9 protein-coding genes are annotated in these 13,781 nt (G+C 69.7%); 4 read left to right on the forward strand and 5 right to left on the reverse strand.

Annotation, left to right across the window (positions count from 1 at the left end; translation table 11 throughout):
- Nucleotide 1: 1 nt before the first annotated feature.
- From ABT009_RS17735 to eccE, 5 genes are all read right to left on the reverse strand, one after another.
- The gene (locus ABT009_RS17735) at nt 2-1,882 is read right to left on the reverse strand and encodes an ABC transporter substrate-binding protein (RefSeq protein ID WP_351294925.1); all 1,881 of its coding nucleotides are present in this window, start codon (nt 1,880-1,882) and stop codon (nt 2-4) included.
- 383 nt (nt 1,883-2,265) lie between these two features.
- Complete coding sequence (locus tag ABT009_RS17740; RefSeq protein ID WP_351294927.1) at nt 2,266-5,406, reverse strand: SCO5717 family growth-regulating ATPase; 3,141 nt, start codon at nt 5,404-5,406, stop codon at nt 2,266-2,268.
- Nucleotides 5,407-5,664: 258 nt separating this feature from the next.
- Nucleotides 5,665-5,982 carry a DUF397 domain-containing protein gene (locus ABT009_RS17745; protein WP_351294929.1) on the reverse strand — a complete coding sequence of 106 codons (318 nt, stop codon included), beginning with the start codon at nt 5,980-5,982 and terminating at the stop codon, nt 5,665-5,667.
- A gap of 228 nt (nt 5,983-6,210) precedes the next feature.
- Nucleotides 6,211-7,023 (reverse strand): hypothetical protein, encoded by an 813-nt coding sequence (locus ABT009_RS17750; RefSeq protein ID WP_502989896.1) that lies wholly within the window; start codon nt 7,021-7,023, stop codon nt 6,211-6,213.
- Nucleotides 7,023-8,351, reverse strand: a complete 1,329-nt coding sequence (gene eccE / locus ABT009_RS17755) for a type VII secretion protein EccE (RefSeq protein ID WP_351294932.1) — start codon at nt 8,349-8,351, stop codon at nt 7,023-7,025. Before eccE ends, ABT009_RS17750 begins: the two co-directional genes overlap by 1 nt.
- 197 nt (nt 8,352-8,548) lie before the next feature.
- On the opposite strand from eccE, the gene eccB reads away from it, so the two are divergent.
- The 4 genes from eccB (at nt 8,549) to ABT009_RS17775 (ending at nt 13,673) form a co-directional block, all read left to right on the forward strand.
- Nucleotides 8,549-10,075: a type VII secretion protein EccB gene (eccB, locus tag ABT009_RS17760; RefSeq protein ID WP_351294935.1), complete on the forward strand. Its 1,527-nt coding sequence runs from the start codon at nt 8,549-8,551 to the stop codon at nt 10,073-10,075.
- 9 nt (nt 10,076-10,084) lie between these two features.
- The gene (gene mycP / locus ABT009_RS17765) at nt 10,085-11,350 is read left to right on the forward strand and encodes a type VII secretion-associated serine protease mycosin (RefSeq protein ID WP_351294938.1); all 1,266 of its coding nucleotides are present in this window, start codon (nt 10,085-10,087) and stop codon (nt 11,348-11,350) included.
- Between the two features lie 122 nt (nt 11,351-11,472).
- On the forward strand, nt 11,473-12,003 hold the full coding sequence (locus ABT009_RS17770) for a DUF2563 family protein (RefSeq protein ID WP_351294941.1): 531 nt from the start codon (nt 11,473-11,475) through the stop codon (nt 12,001-12,003).
- Nucleotides 12,003-13,673 carry a hypothetical protein gene (locus tag ABT009_RS17775; RefSeq protein ID WP_351294944.1) on the forward strand — a complete coding sequence of 557 codons (1,671 nt, stop codon included), beginning with the start codon at nt 12,003-12,005 and terminating at the stop codon, nt 13,671-13,673. Before ABT009_RS17770 ends, ABT009_RS17775 begins: the two co-directional genes overlap by 1 nt.
- The last annotated feature ends 108 nt before the right edge of the window (nt 13,674-13,781 follow it).

Here is a 13,781-nt window from a genome sequence, read left to right on the forward strand (position 1 = left end):
GTTATTCGCGGTCGTCGGCCGTGGTGCGGCGGCGCATCGCGATCAGGATCCCGCCTGCGGCAAGGACCACCACGGCGACGACGATGCCGATGACGGCGCCCGTCGATCCGCTGTCCCCGCCGGCGCCCGCCTCGCTCGTGCCGCCGGCCGGAACAGCCGACCACCAGCTCCAGTACCCGTCCTGGCCGTAGATGTTGCCGGCCGCGGTGGGCATCGTCTGGATCGACTTGATCTGGTCGGTGCGGTAGGCCTCGACCGCGTTCGGGTACGCGATGATGTTCATGTACCCGGAGTCGTACAGCCACGACTGCATCTGCTTGACGATGTCCGCGCGCTTCGCCGGGTCGTACTCGGCAAGCTGCTTCTGGTACAGCTCGTCGTACGTCTTGTCACAGATGAAGTTGTCGGTCGCGGCGCTCTCCTTGGCCTTGGCGGGGAGGGCGGCGCAGGTGTGGATGCCGAGGACGAAGTCGGGGTCCGGGTTGACGGACCAGCCGTCGAACGCGAGGTCGTACTCACCGGCGTACCAGGGCACGGACACGTCGTCGAGGCAGTTGACCGTCAGGCCGATGCCGAGCTTGCCCCACCACTCCTTCAGGTACTTGCCGATCGCCTTGTCGTTCGGGTCCGTGGCGTGGCACAGGATGCGGAGGTTCAGCGGCTTGCCGTCCTTGCCGACGCGCTGGTCGCCCTTGAGCTTGTAGCCCGCCTCGTCGAGCAGCTCGGCCGCCTTGTCCGGATCGTACGCGAGCTTCTGGCTGTCGGACGGCTTCCAGAAGTACGTCGAGAAGCGCGGCGGGATATAGCCCTCGCCCTCGACGGCGTGGCCCTGGAAGACCTTGTCGATGATCGTCTTGCGGTCGACGGACAGGAACAGGGCCTGGCGGACCTTCTGGTCGAGGAGGGCCTTGTTGCCGTCGCCGAACTTCTTGCCGTCCTTCGTCTGCGCACCCGGGTTGGTGGCCAGCGCGAAGAAGCGGCGGCCAGGGCCCTCGTTGACCTTGATGTTCTTCTCGCCCTTGAGCGAGGCGGCCTGAGCGGGCGTCAGCGCGGGAGCGCCGGCGACGAACGACACCTCGCCCTTGCGCAGGGCGGCGACCGCGGCGTCCTGGTCCTTGTAGGTCTTGAAGACCAGCTCGTCGAACTTGGGCGCGCCGCGCCAGAAGTCCTTGTTGGCCTTCAGCCTCACGTACTGGTCGACCTTGTAGTCGGTCAGGATGAAGGGGCCGTTGCCGACGACCGGGAACGTCTTGTCGTTGTTGAACTTCGAGTAGTCGTCGACGTCCTTCCAGATGTGCTCGGGCACGATCGGGACGTCAAGCGCCGCCATGGTCGCCTGCGGCTTCTTCAGTTCTATGACCAGCTTGGTGGGGCTGGGGGCGGTCACCTTCTTGAAGTTGCCGACGAAGCTGCCGTTCGCAGTCGCGGCGCCTTCGTCGGTCATCATCTTGTTGAAGGTGAAGGCGGCGTCGGCCGCGGTGGCCTGCTCGCCGTCCGACCACTTGGAGTCGGAGCGGATGGTGTAGGTCCAGGTCAGCTTGTCCGCGGACGGCTCCCACTTGGTGGCGAAGCCCGGGATCGTGTGGTTGTCCTTCGGGTCGTAGTTGGTCAGGTACTCGTACATGAGCCGGTGGATGCTCGTACTGAGCAGACGCTGGGCGAGGAACGGGCTCAGAGAGTCGACGCTCTGCGCCACCGCGACCGTCAGGACCTTCTTGCCGTCGTCGGCCGCCTTCGCCTGCTGGGCGGCGGGGTTGAGCGGTGTCGCAAGACCGGCCGTCAGGGTGAACGCCGCGGCACCGGCGGCCAGGAGGAGGCGCAGGGGCCGGCGGTGATTGGTACGCCCTCTGCCGCGCCGGTCTTGCTGAGCTGGTGTGTCCATGGGTCGGTGACCTCGCGTCATCGCTCGTGCAGGGATGGCTTTTCGATCGTTGCCGATCGTGTCGATCAAGGTTCGCCAGCTGGTAGACCTGAGTGTCTATCAGCGGTCATCTACACCAGTCAACGGCGCACGAACCCCATGTGGCCTGCGGAAATAACGAGTTGACGGCGATTTCACACCCATTGGTAGAGACCACTGACGCTGCCCAGGCCAGGGGGTGACGCCTCCTCCCGTTGTGGGCAATTGTTCCGCTGGGCTGGGGGCACCTCCCAGCGGTAGCTGGGGGAGGGTGGGCACAACCCACGACGCACGGTGCGCTTCAGATAAAGGGCACGGCCCCGTACCAGTGAACGGTACGGGGCCGTGGAGTGTGAAGCGGCAGGCTACTGCGGGGGCGGCGGGGCCTGCCCCGGCTGGGGGTACGGCTGCCCCGGGTACGGCTGCCCGGGGAGAGGCTGCTGCCCGGGCTGCCCCGGGAACGGCTGCCCGGGGACGGCCTGCCCGGGGCCGCCCTGCCCCGGCAGCGGCGGAGCCATGGTCGGCGGCGGATTCCCATCCGAAGTCCACAGCCCCTGCTGCTGCTGCGCCCGCACGAAGTCCTCGGCCACCATCGCCGACAGATTGAAGTAGGCCTCGCGAACCTTGGGCCGCATCATGTCGAGGTCGACCTCGGCACCCGCCGCAAGATGCTCGTCGAACGGCACGACGACCACCCCGCGGCACCGCTGCTCGAAGTGGCTGACGATGTCATCGACCTTGATCATCTTTCCGGTCTCGCGCACCCCCGAGATCACGGTGATGGACCGCGAGACCAGCTCGGCGTACCCGTGTGCAGACAGCCAGTCGAGCGTCGTCGACGCGCTGCTCGCACCGTCCACGGACGGCGTGGAGATGATGATCAACTGGTGGGCGAGATCGAGCACCCCGCGCATGGCGCTGTAGAGAAGCCCCGTACCCGAGTCGGTGAGGATGATCGGGTACTGCTTGCCCAGGACCTCGATCGCGCGCCGGTAGTCCTCGTCGTTGAAGCTCGTGGACACGGCCGGGTCCACGTCGTTGGCGATGATCTCCAGTCCGGACGGCGCCTGGGACGTGAAGCGCCGGATGTCCATGTACGAGTTGAGGTACGGGATCGCCTGGACCAGGTCACGAATGGTCGCCCCGGTCTCACGCCGAACGCGGCGGCCGAGCGTGCCCGCATCCGGGTTGGCGTCGATGGCGAGGATCTTGTCCTGCCGCTCGCTGGCCAGCGTCGCACCGAGGGCGGTGGTCGTGGTCGTCTTGCCGACGCCGCCCTTGAGGCTGATGACGGCGATCCGGTAGCAGGACAGCACCGGCGTCCGGATGAGATCCAGCTTCCGCTGCCGCTCCAGCTCCTCCTTCTTGCCGCCGAGCTTGAACCGGGACCCGGCCGCCGCCGGACGCCCGCTCCTCGCCTTCTGCTTCTTGTTGTTCAGCAGCCGGTCGGAGGACAGCTCGACGGCGGCCGTGTATCCGAGCGGGGCGCCCGGGTGGGTGCGCTCGCGCTGGTCGTGCTGCATGGGCTGCGGCCAGGCCGCACCGGCACGGGGGTCGACCGGCGGCTGACCCGGCGCCTGGGGGTGCGGCGGCTGCATCTGCGGCTGGGCCGGCGGCTGCCCGCCCGGGAAGGGGGCCTGGCCCGGCTGCGGCTGCGCCTGCTGGTGCGGGGGTGCGCCGACGGGAGGCTGGGGCTGACCCTGCGGGGGCAGCGGCTGAGCCTGCGGCTGCGGGGCCGGCGCGTGCGGCTGTGCCGGGGGCTGCCCCTGCTGAGGTCCGGCCCCCGGGAACGGAGCGGCGGGCGGCTGCGGGAAGCCGTAACCGCCTGGCTGGGGCGAGGCGCCGGGCGTTCCGGGCTGGGGAAATCCGTAACCCACCTGCTGGCCGGGGAAGTTGGGCGCCTCTGGAGCCGCAGGTGGCTGGGTTGGCGCGGGTGACGCAGCCGGAGCCTGCCCGGGAGCAGGCGGCTGTGGGAACCCGTACCCGTCCTGCGGGCCCGGGGCCTGAGCGGGCGGCTGGGGGAACCCGTAGCCACCCTGGGGGGCGGGGGTCTGAGCGGGCGGCTGCGGGAACCCGTACCCACCCTGAGGGGCCGGAGCCTGAGCAGGCGGCTGCGGGAAGTCGTAACCACCGGGCTGCGCCGAGGCATCGGGCGCACCAGGGGCGTCAGGCGTTCCGGGCTGCGGGAACCCGTAACTTCCCTGCGCAGCGGGGGCCGGACCGGGCGTCCCTGCGGGCGCTGCACCTCCCGGAGCCGGAGGCATCGCCGGTCCCGGAGGCATCTCCGGCGCCGACGGCTGGAAAGGCGGCGGTGACTGGGGCTCGGCCCCCGGCTGGGGCTGGGCTTGAGCAGCCGCGGGCTGAGCCTGCGGCGCCAGGCCTCCGGGCCCCGGCGTCTGCGCTGACGCGGGCCACTGCGGCGCGGATGTGGGCGCCGCGGGCTGGAACGCCGGCGGCAGCGGCGGAAGCCCACCCTGCCCACCCTCCGCAGGCGGCGGCGGAGTCCACGCGGGAGGCGCATCCTGCACGGCGCCGGACGCGCCCGGACCGTCAGCCGACGGCGCGGCGTCCTGCGGTTCCCAAGGGCTGATCGCCTCGTCCGCATCTGAAACGGCAACCGGGCTGTCCCCGACCTCCGCCTCTACGCCCTCAGGGCCGCTGTCCGGGACCGCGTCGGACGGCTCGATGTCGGCTACGTCGGCCGGTGCCGCGTCGGAGGGCTCGACCTTGCCGATCAGCAGCGTCGACGAGGGCACCGCGTCGCGGGGTTCATCCGCAGCCGCCTCCTGCCGGCCAGCGACCTCAGCCTCGTCCTTCTCGTCCTCGGTACCGACCGCTGACTCGGACGTGAAATCGGATGTGGCCTCCGCCGCGGCCTCGGACCCGTCCTGGACGGGGACGGAGCCACCGTCACCATCCGTACGACCGGCGTCATCGGAGTCCTGGTCAACTGTCACGTCTGCGGCATCGGCATCGGTATCGGCGTCCGATCCGGAGCCGTAGGACCCGTAGGAGCCGGATGCCTCTTCAGCCGACGCGCCCTCAGAAGCCGCGGCACGCTCGGCTATCTCCCGCCTCAGAGCGGAGGCGGAGAACCGCATCGTCGCCCCGCTCTCCAGATCCCCGCTGTCCCCGCTCCGGAAGTCGTACGACTCCGAGGAATACGACTCCGAGGAACCCGAGGACGACGAAGGCACCGCATCCGAGGCAGACGCAGTAGCGGGGGCAGGCGCCGGGGCAGAGGGCGGCTCGGGCGAAAAAGCCGGCGCCGGAGCGGGAATCGGCGCCGGAGCGGGAGCGGGAGCGGGTGCGGGCGCCGCGCCCGGCGCCGGCGGCGGAGCCGCGGACGCATCCTCCGAACCGGCCGACGCATTCTGCGTGTACCAGGCAGGCGGGGCGTAGTCGATGGTGAACTCGCCCGTCGTCTCGACGGCGGACTCCGCGTCGGACTGGTCATCGCCGGGCGTGGCCCAGCCCCCGCGCATACCGTCCCGATCGCTGTTCACAGTTCCTCCTGGTGTGGTCGAGCACCCTTGTGCCGTACGAGCACCCTCGTGCAGTGCTAGGGGGGCGGCCGTTCCTGCCGTCCGAATCCACCTGGCTCCCCCTGGGGAACGTGAACAACCCAGCCGTGGCTTCTGCCGTCGCTCCCCGTACCAAGCCTAATCATCAGGAGCGTGGTCACGGCAGGCCCGTCCACCCTCCGTGCTGACCCGCTTGGTCACGGCTTGTCCGTGGACGATGCCCGTTCTGCTGATATCGGGTTACTCCGTGGCAAGTCCCCCGCTGTGCGGTGCGGGCTCCAGGTCGAACTCACCGTCCTGCGCGCCGAGTACGAAAGCCCGCCACTCCGCTTCCGTGTAACGCAGCACGGTGTCCGGATCCAAGGAGGATCGCATGGCGACCGCGCCCTCGGCGAGGTACGCGATCTCGACCCGCTCCTCATGGCCCTCGGTGCCGGGTGCGCTGTGCCACTCCACGCCCGAGATGTCCATGGCGTACAGCTCGTCCCGCTCCCGTTCCTTGCGTGCCCTGACGTCTTCGTCCTGTGTCCCCGTGGCGCGGTCCTGTGCCTCAGCCATGGCGAAGCGGCCCTTTCCGATGAGCGAACGATGTGCTCGTTCACCTTACTTGGGGCCTACGGGCCCGCACCGGGAAAACCTCCTGGTCACAAACCACGCAGCGGCCCACGTGATACAGGGCGCTCGAGGGGGTACGACGCCGGAACCGACGATCACAAGGTCGGGGTAATGCACCCCAACAGGCGATCCAGTACTGATCAGTTGACACCCCGACATCACGGGGTGTCGTCAGTCGATCCTCCGAGGCGTACCCAGCAGGCCGATCTCGGCGTCCGTCGGGTCCGTCATCACGTACTGCCGGTCCCGGTCCGCGCACCACAGCGTGACGCCGTCCTGCAGGCCCGGCAGCGCCTCCACGTCGCCGCGCGGCAGCCCCAGGTCACGGCCGATCTCCGCGGCTTCGTCGGGCGACACCCGCTGCACACCCACGAGCCGCGCCTGCCGTATCAGCCGCGGAGCCACCGGGCTGAGATAGGGGAGCAGGGTCACCACCGACTGCCACGGCCCCGGCGCGACCCGCCCGCGCGGCGGCCGCATGCCGCAGTCCCGCACCACGACCACGGGCGTTCCCGCGGAGGCACCCTGAGGCGGCACCCGGCCCACGTCGTGCAGGGTCATCCCGGACTGGCCGCCGCCGACGGCCTGCACCATCTGGGCCCAGGCCTGCGCCCGGCCCGTTTCCACGGCGACGCGCGCACCCGTCGCCGCCGCCCTCAGGGCCAGGACCTGCGCGGTCCACAGGCCGCCGATCAGCAGGACGTCGTGCGGAGTCGGCCTATGCAGACCGAGCACGGCGGGCTGGCCTTCGGTGTCCACACCGATGACCACGCCGTCGTCGCCGATGGGCAGCGCCAGGCCGTCGAGTTGTTCCGCGGAGACCACGTGCCGCCCGTGCCGCGGTCCGAGCAACCCCCATCCCGTACGCCACCGCGCACGTGGCTGCGACGCCGGGGGCTCGGCGGCCGAAAGGGAGTCATAGGCGCCCATGCCCGGTGTCACGGAGGACACCGGAGCGGTGGCGGCCTGGGTGGTCATGGCCATCAGCGGACACCTCCGAGTGGCAGTGTGGCGAGGACGCCGGGCACCTGCTCGCGGTCCAGTCGCGCCAGCCCTGTTCCGTTCTCACGGGCGCTGCGCTCCAAAGCCCGCCGCGCCGACACGAGTTCGGCGTCGCTGCGACCGGTCAAGCGCAGATGCCCGCTCAGCGCGACTCCCTGCCGTTCACCGCGCGCCAGGGTGAGGCTGAAAGTCGTCGCGAAGGTCGGTACGGCGGTGAGCAGCGCGACCAACTGCGGGAGCGACGCCCCCCTCGCGCCGCCCAGCTCGGGCCATCGCCGCACCCAGTACGTGGTGTGCCGACGGTTGTCGCAGCGCCAGCTGCGGCTCGACTCCTCGGTCCGTCGCTCGGGCTCGTCGGTTCGCCCCGCCTGCGCCGTCACCAGCGGATTGGCGCACGCGGACGTGGCGACCGCGGCGGCCAGCTCCTCCTCGTCGAGCAGCGACGCCCGGTATCCGGCCCCGGTGAGGCGGCTCGCGAGCTGGTCCGCGGCACGCACCACACACTTCTGTGCACCGATGAGGCCGCCACCACGGGCGGCGACCGCCTCCGAGCACAGCTCCGGATTGAGCTTCAGGGCGATCCAGGTGATGCGCACCGCGGGCGTACCCGTCTGTGCCTGCAGCGGCGCGTAGTTGCTGACGGCCACGGATTGCGGCGGCAGGTGGAGGGCCGGCGCGGGCTGGGTGTGCAGCACTATCTGGGCCGATTCCAGGCGCACGTCGTCGACCTCGAGGGCCTCGCGTACCAGCGCCAGGGGCAGCGGCTGCCGGTTGCGTTCGGCCCGCAGCGCCGTGGGGTCGGCCTCGACGTGCAGCACGGCGGTGACGAACGTGCCGTCGCCCGCCAGCCCGACCGGCTGACGGTCACGGCCGCTGTACGTGTACGTCCGCAGCGTGGGGTCGCACTCCACGGCCGGAGTGAAGCCCGGCTCCGTCCCCACGGGCACCTCCGCGTCGGAGGCCCGGCGTCTGCGGGCCCGTAGCGCCCGCACCGTGCCGAGCCAGTCGGGCAGCGACCGCCCCCGGCGCCGGACGAAGGCGAGCGCGGCGAGCGCGGCAGCCAGGACACCCGCGGGCACCACCGCGAGCGGACCGATGACGAATCCGATCAGGAGCAGAGCGGCGGCGAACTCCAGCAGCACGACCCGTTGCAGTCGGAACGATCCGGCTTGTCCCGGGCGCCCCGTGAGGTGCACCGCGCCCGACTGGGCGGGGGCCGCACTAGGCCGCCCCGACTGACGCTGCCGGGCTCCCGAAGAGCCGCGCACCTGAGCCCGATCACGCGACCGGGCTCGTGTTCCCGAAGCCATCACTATGTCCCCCCGCTTTGCTCACAACTCACTGGAATCAGGCCGCTGCGCTGGGCCCTTGGAGGCCGGAGTACCCTACCCGTCCCATTGGAGCGCTCGTTCACCAGGCATAGTAGGGGCCCGGTCCGACAACCAGGGGCCGGGGGACGAGACACCCGGGCGCCGCGCAGGCCCAAGACGGGGAGAAACAAGCACAGATGGCATCTCGGCGGGACCAGCTCAACGCCTACACCTTCGCGAAGCGCCGTATGCTCGCGTCGTTCGTCCAGTCGTCTGCCGACGGTTCGGAAGAGGGCGCACCGCGACCGCTGCGCGCTGTCCTGCCCGGCGTGATCCTCGCGGTGGTCGGCATGGCCGTCTTCGGGGCCTGGGGCATGTTCAAGCCGACCGCGCCGAAGGGATGGGACGAACCCGGCGAGAAGGTGATCGTCGCCAGCGACTCCACCACCCGCTACGTCGTCCTCACGACCGACGGCAAGACGCAGCTCCACCCGGTCCTCAACATGGCGTCGGCGAAACTCCTGCTCGTCGGCAAGGGGGACGTCGTCACGGTCGACGAGTCGATCCTGGACAAGGGCAAGATCCCGCACGGGGTCACCATCGGCATCCCGTACGCCCCCGACCGTCTGCCGGCGGCCTCCGAAGCGGGCGCCGCGAAGCGGTGGGCGGTCTGCGAGCGCTCCAGCGCCGGCGGCCGGTCCATCCAGAAGGCCGCATTCGTCTTCGCATCCCGCGACCAGCACAGGACCGAGGGCACGGACCGGCTGCGCGGCGGCGAGCTGATCTACGTCGAGGGGCCGGACAAGGCGCGCTACATCGTGGACGCGCAGGGCAAGGCGTATCGGGTGAACAGCGGTGACGAGCTCCTGCTGCGCGCCCTCGTCGGCTCCGACCGTGCACCCCAGAGAGTGACCAAGGAGTGGCTGGAGACCCTCCACCAGGGCGACCCCGTCACCTTCCCGACGGTCGAGGGGCAGATCGGGGCGAACGCCGGCGTCGGCGGCAGCCTGCCCGCCGAGGCCGACAGGGTCGGCATGGTCCTCAGGGCCCCCGACGGCAACGGCCACCAGTACTACGTGGTGGAACCGGGCAAGGTGGTCCCCGTCACCGAATTCACCGCCAAACTGCTGCTGAACAGCGCTCAGTTGGTGAACCTCCGCCAGACCGACGCGTTCGACGTCAATGCGGCCATGTTCGTCCCTGAGAGCGGCACCGAGTTCGCCGGAGACCGCGACTGGCCCACCCGATTCCCCAAGCCCGTCAACCAGGCGAGCACCGCCGATGGCAGCCGCAACACCGTCTGCAACGTCCTGCGCGACGTCGACAAGGACAACGGAACCAACACCACTCTGAGCACCTGGGTCGGCACCGACTTCCCGGCCACCCTCCCCACCGGCTCCTCCAGCGCCTACGTCACCCCCGGCTCCGGCCAGCTCTACCGCCAGTTCCAGGGCCACGAGACCGGGGCGGGCAGCGTCTTCCTGGTCACCGACACCGGCCTGCGCTACGCCCTGCAGTCCAACGCCGACAGCACCACGGACGACGCGGGCATCGGCACCACGGCCAAGCAGCGCCAGAGCCTGCAGCAAGAGGCCAAGCTGGCTCAGACGCGCCTGGGATACGCCGACGTGAACCCGGCTCCGATCCCCACCGCCTGGTCCTCGTTCCTGCAGACCGGGCCCCGCCTGTCGACGACGGCGGCAAGCCAGCCGCAGGGCTCGTAAGGGAGATCCATGCCGTACGCACCCTCCTCCAGGCCCCGCCGTGCCCGCGGGCTGCTCCGCACCGCAGCCGTGTCAGCGGCCACGCTGGTCACCGCCTCGGTCGCCCTGGCACCCCCGGCACACGCGGACTCGTTCTCCGACCAGTGCACCTTCCCCAACAAGAAGTACTCAGGCCGCCCTTGGGCGCTGCAGCGCGTCCTCCTCGACGAACTGTGGCGCCAGTCCAAGGGCCAGGGCGTACGCGTCGCGGTGATCGACACCGGCGTGGACGTGACGAGCCCGCAGCTGACGAACGCGGTGGACGTGAGGAGTGGCCGCAACTTCCTCCCACCGAAGGACGACAAGGGTGACCCCATCGACCGGGGCAACGCCTACGGCACGACGGACACGGTGGGCCACGGCACGAAGGTCGCCGGCATCATCGCGGCCCGCTCCGCCGAGGGCACCGGTTTCGTGGGCCTGGCTCCCCAGGCGACGATCATCCCCATCAAGCAGAACGACGCGGAGGGCCACGGCACGGCGGGAACTCTGGCGCGGGCCATCCTCTACGCGATCCAGGCCCGGGCCGACGTCATCAACATCTCGCAGGACACGTCGAACGCGGTCGAGCCGGCTCCGGTCCTCAAGCAGGCGGTGGACGAGGCCCTGGCCAGGGACATCGTGGTGGTCGCTTCGGCGGGCAACGACGGCCTGGGCGGCAACGTCAAGAGGACGTATCCGGCGTCGTACGACGGCGTTCTGGCGGTGGCGTCCTCGGACCGCAACAACGAACGCGCCTCGTTCTCCCAGTCCGGCGAGTTCGTGGACGTCGCGGCCCCCGGCGTCGACATGATCTCGACCGTCCCCAAGGGCGGCCACTGCGCCGACAACGGCACGAGCTTCTCGGCCCCCTACGTCGCCGCGGTCGCCGCCCTCATCAAGGCCAAGCACCCCAGATGGACTCAGCGCGAGATCGTCGCCCAGATCGAACAGAGCGCGGAACGCTCGGTCGCGGGCCACGACCGCCTGGTCGGCTGGGGCGTGGTGGACCCGGTCCGCGCCCTGACGGAGGACGACCACCCCGTCGAGTCCCCCGACGCCCGCGAGGGTCTGGCCAAGGCCGAAGCCCCGACCCCGGCGAAGCTGCAACTCGGAGAGACGGCCGACGAACGCAATGCGCGACTGGCCACGTTCGTCGCCGTGGGCGCAGCGGTCCTGGTCGCGGGGTTGAGCGGGGTGGCGGTGGCCGTTCGGGATGCGCGACGCAAGAGCCGCCGGTTCGCGGGCGGAGGATGACGGTGCGTGATGTGGGGCGGCCTGATACCAGAGTGGATCACGTGAAAGAAAGGTGAAGCTCTGCTCTGAAGTGCCAGAGCTGTCCCATATCGGCGTTTGGGCCGTCACAGGAAGTCACTAGAGTGGCGGTTGCGGAGGCGAACGTTCAGGGGGACGACATTCGCCTGGCGCCGGGTGTTCCGACGGGGGAGGACGACGTCATGGCTTCTGCTGACATGGGCGGTAGCGGCAGCACCGATCTGAAGCGCGGCCTCGAGGCGCTCAAGACCTTCAAGAAGCGCGTGGACGACGTGCTCATCAACTTCGAGGACTCCCCGGGCAGTTCGACAAAGGTCGCCGCACAGAAGATCTCGCGTGCCTCGTTCAGCGGCACAGGCAAGTTCGACGAGGCGAGCGCCTTGTATTCGCAATACGAACGAGTGCACGAGCGCCTCACATCCCTCTCCAAGACGCTGGGTTTGCAGATAGAGGCCATGCGTATCGCGGTGCACGGGGCGGATGTCGGCTTCGACAACCTCGAAGAGGAACTCCGGCAGCGTTTCGCGAGGATCCAGGCCGAGGTCCACCGTGACCATCAGGACGGGCAACGCGAGAAGGCAGGCGTGCCTGAGCAGCAGCGTTCCGACAACAAGCAGTCCAGGGCCGGGTACTGATGGGCGACGACAAGAGGCAGCACGACCAGCACGACCAGCACAACCAGCACAAGGCAGATCTGGAGCAGGCGCAGCAACAGGTCAACGTCATCGACGCGACCCAGACCGTGTCGGATGTGATGAACGCCGCGAGCAACGCCCTGTTCGGCCGCAACCTCAATGTCCGCCTCTTCGGCAGAACGGACTTCGAAGGCCACCGCCTCAACAACATGCTGGACCTGGTGGAGCACGCCAACCCGCAGGATCTCGAAAGCGCCGGCTTGGCCCTGTCGGACGCTGGCAAAGCCATCTCCGACGCTGCTCACGAGCTGAGCGGACACATCAGCCGAGTGGACTGGGACGGCGAATCGGGCGAGGCGTTCCGCAAGTGGGGCGACAAGCTCGTCACGCACGCACACAATCTCGCGGACTTCGCCGACGTCGCAGGCACCCAGATCACAGCGGCGGCCACAGGCCTCGCATCCGTACGCAGCGCCATGCCGCCCCGCGACACCCGCCCCGACCCCAAGGCGGTCCACGAGATCCCCGCCGTCAAGCGCGTCGAGACCAACGACGAGTACGTCGCGGCAGTGAAGGTCGAAAAGGACCGCCAAGAGGCGATCAACCAGATGAACCGGTTGTCGTCGTTCTATGCGGTGTCGGAGGAGACGCTGGCGGGGCAGGAGCCGCCCGTGTTTGAGCCTATGCCGGATGTGGGGGTGCCTAAGCCTCTTCCGACCACTGGTGACCCGCAACCTGAGCGGCCGGAGAATGGCTCCCTCACCAATGAGTCGGGAACGGGACATCACGCTGTGGGGAGGTCGCGTTCCGGGGAGGAGGTTCTGCCGTCTCCCAAGCACCTGGATGGTTCCGTCTCTTACCCGGACCGGCATGTCGGTACGGAGATCGACAGCGTCGGTACGCTGCCGCAGGAGGCCGGGAAGCCGACGACCGTCACGCCGCCGTCCGTGACTGGCCCAAGCGGACCTCTTGGAGGGACGGGTCCTCATTTTGTAGCTGGTCCAGTGCCCAACGTTTTCGGTGGGCCGTCAGGGCGTAGCCCGGGGTTGGGCGGAGCGACCGGGGCAAGGACTCCGGTTTCAGCACAGGGACGCCTCGGCACTCCCGCCGGAACCTCCAGCCAGCGTGCTGTAAGCAATGCCATGGGCCCGACGGGACGTGCTGCCGCGACGGGCCAGGCAGGCGTCCGAGGGGCTGCCACGGCTACAGGCAGGTCGCCGATGGGGCGGAGCGTCACCGGCGGAATGCCGAGAACCGGAGGTACGGCAGGTGGACCTGTCAGCGATGCGTCAGGCGGGCGTGTCCGCGGCGCGGGGGTCACAGGAGCTGGACGGACTGGTGGTGTTGTCGGAGGGAAGCCCACCACGGGGGCTACGCCCGGCACGACCGGCCCCAGAATTCCGCGCGGCACGGTCATCGGCGGCGAAGGCGCGGTCGATTCGCGCTCGAGGGGCGAAGGGATCGGCCGGCGTGGAGTGATTGGGGCGCCCAACTCAACGACGGGAGCGGGTGCGGGACAGACACCTCGTCGATCCGCAAGCAATCCCGACGGTGTGATCGGTGCGCCCAAGGGGCGAGTTACCGGCACGGCCAACCAAGGCTCCGATCGCGCTGGGAGCAACGGCCTGGTGCGTCGTGATAAATCGACCGAGGACGGCGTCACCCAGTAATGCGCGGCGTGATGTGCCGCCGTCGACTGGCTGACTGGATACGAGCGAGGACGTACCGAGGCATGGTGTCAGGGATCAGCCGATGCGGCAGGTGGACCGCTTCCTTCG

The sequence above is a fragment of the Streptomyces sp. NPDC002896 genome (assembly GCF_040295225.1).
Lineage (GTDB): Bacteria > Actinomycetota > Actinomycetes > Streptomycetales > Streptomycetaceae > Streptomyces.

Coding starts and splice junctions, on each gene's coding strand:
- ABT009_RS17735 (WP_351294925.1), bottom strand. CDS start 1,882: ATGGACACACCAGCTCAGCAAGACCGGCGCGGCAGAGGGCGTACCAAT.
- ABT009_RS17745 (WP_351294929.1), bottom strand. CDS start 5,982: ATGGCTGAGGCACAGGACCGCGCCACGGGGACACAGGACGAAGACGTC.
- ABT009_RS17750 (WP_502989896.1), bottom strand. CDS start 7,023: ATGGCCATGACCACCCAGGCCGCCACCGCTCCGGTGTCCTCCGTGACA.
- eccE (WP_351294932.1), bottom strand. CDS start 8,351: ATGGCTTCGGGAACACGAGCCCGGTCGCGTGATCGGGCTCAGGTGCGC.
- eccB (WP_351294935.1), top strand. CDS start 8,549: ATGGCATCTCGGCGGGACCAGCTCAACGCCTACACCTTCGCGAAGCGC.
- mycP (WP_351294938.1), top strand. CDS start 10,085: ATGCCGTACGCACCCTCCTCCAGGCCCCGCCGTGCCCGCGGGCTGCTC.
- ABT009_RS17775 (WP_351294944.1), top strand. CDS start 12,003: ATGGGCGACGACAAGAGGCAGCACGACCAGCACGACCAGCACAACCAG.